2 protein-coding genes are annotated in these 1,362 nt (G+C 73.7%); both read left to right on the plus strand.

Features of this window, described 5'->3' with window-relative positions; genetic code table 11:
* The first annotated feature begins 211 nt into the window (after positions 1 to 211).
* Positions 212 to 775 (plus strand): YbjN domain-containing protein, encoded by a 564-nt coding sequence (locus tag MCM47_RS40780; protein ID WP_238860333.1) that lies wholly within the window; start codon positions 212 to 214, stop codon positions 773 to 775.
* Between the two features lie 161 nt (positions 776 to 936).
* On the plus strand, positions 937 to 1,362 hold a 426-nt coding region (locus MCM47_RS40785), incomplete at its 3' end, for an aminotransferase class I/II-fold pyridoxal phosphate-dependent enzyme (protein ID WP_238951837.1).

The following is a 1,362-nucleotide window of genomic DNA, read 5'->3' on the forward strand; positions in this document are numbered from 1 at the left end:
CCGCCGCACGCCGACGGCCGCCCCCGGGGCGCCCCGGGCGCTCACCCGGGGCGCTCACCCAGGGTCGCCGGGGCCCGCCGGGGCGCCCCGGTCAAGATCCCTCCGGGTGCGGGCCGCCCCTGTGAGGCCGGGCCCGAATGAGGCAGGATGGGAGGTGGAAAGGGCGGCCTCTCATTGCCGGCCACCACGTGCACTGAGGAAGAGGACCCCCATGAGCATCGACCCGTCGTCCATCCCGTCGTTCGGCGTGCCGCAGGGCGGGCAGCCCGGCGGCCAGGGCGGGCAGCCGGCCGGCCCGCCGCCGATCATCGTTCCGGACCAGGCGCTGGTGACCCAGCTGCTGGACCAGATGCAGCTGAAGCACGTCGTGGACGAGGAGGGCGACCTCACCGCCCCCTGGGAGGGCTTCCGCGTCTACTACATGTTCCGCGGCGATCACAAGGAGCTCTTCGCGGTCCGGGCGTTCTACGACCGCCCGTACCCGCTGGAGGCCAAGGGCGAGATCCTCGACCTGATCGACGAGTGGAACCGCGAGACCCTCTGGCCGAAGGTCTACACCCACACCCATGAGGACGGCGTGGTCCGTCTGATCGGCGAGGCCCAGATGATCGTCGGCACCGGCGTCAACCTGGACTACTTCGTGACCACCACGGCCAACTGGACCCAGGCCGCCGTCGGCTTCGAGCAGTGGATCATCGAGCGCCTCGGCCTGCAGAAGGAGATCGAGGGCGAGGAGGGCGAGGGCGAGGCCCCCGAGGGCTCCGACGAGGCCTGAGCCCCGCCGCCGAGAGCCCGACCCGCCGCCCCCGGCGGCCGGTTCGCGGCCGCGCGCACCCGTACGGCCCGCCACCGGCGCACCCGGTGGCGGGCCGTCCTTGTCCGCGGCCCCCGCCCGGCCCGAGGATGGGGCCCGACACCGAGGCGTGAGGAGCCGCAATGGGTACGAGGCCGCTGCTGAACCGCAGGCTGGACGGACTGGGCACGACGATCTTCGCCGAGATGTCCGCGCTCGCGACCGCCACCGGTTCGATCAACCTCGGCCAGGGCTTCCCGGACACCGACGGCCCCGAGGAGATCCGCGAGGCCGCCGTCCGGGCGCTGCGCGAGGGCCGGGGCAACCAGTACCCGCCCGGCCCCGGCATTCCGGAGCTGCGCAGTGCGATCGCCGAACACCAGCAGCGGTTCCGGGGCCTGGCCTACGACCCGGACACCGAGGTCCTGGTGACCGCCGGCGCCACCGAGGCCATCGCCGCCGCCCTGCTCGCCCTGCTGGAGCCCGGCGACGAGGTGATCGCCCTCGAACCCTTCTACGACTCGTACGCCGCCTGCATCGCGATGGCCGGTGCGGTCCGCGTCCCGCTC

Origin of the sequence: Kitasatospora sp. A2-31, assembly GCF_022288725.1 — a bacterium.
In the GTDB taxonomy this organism is placed as follows: Bacteria; Actinomycetota; Actinomycetes; order Streptomycetales; family Streptomycetaceae; genus Kitasatospora.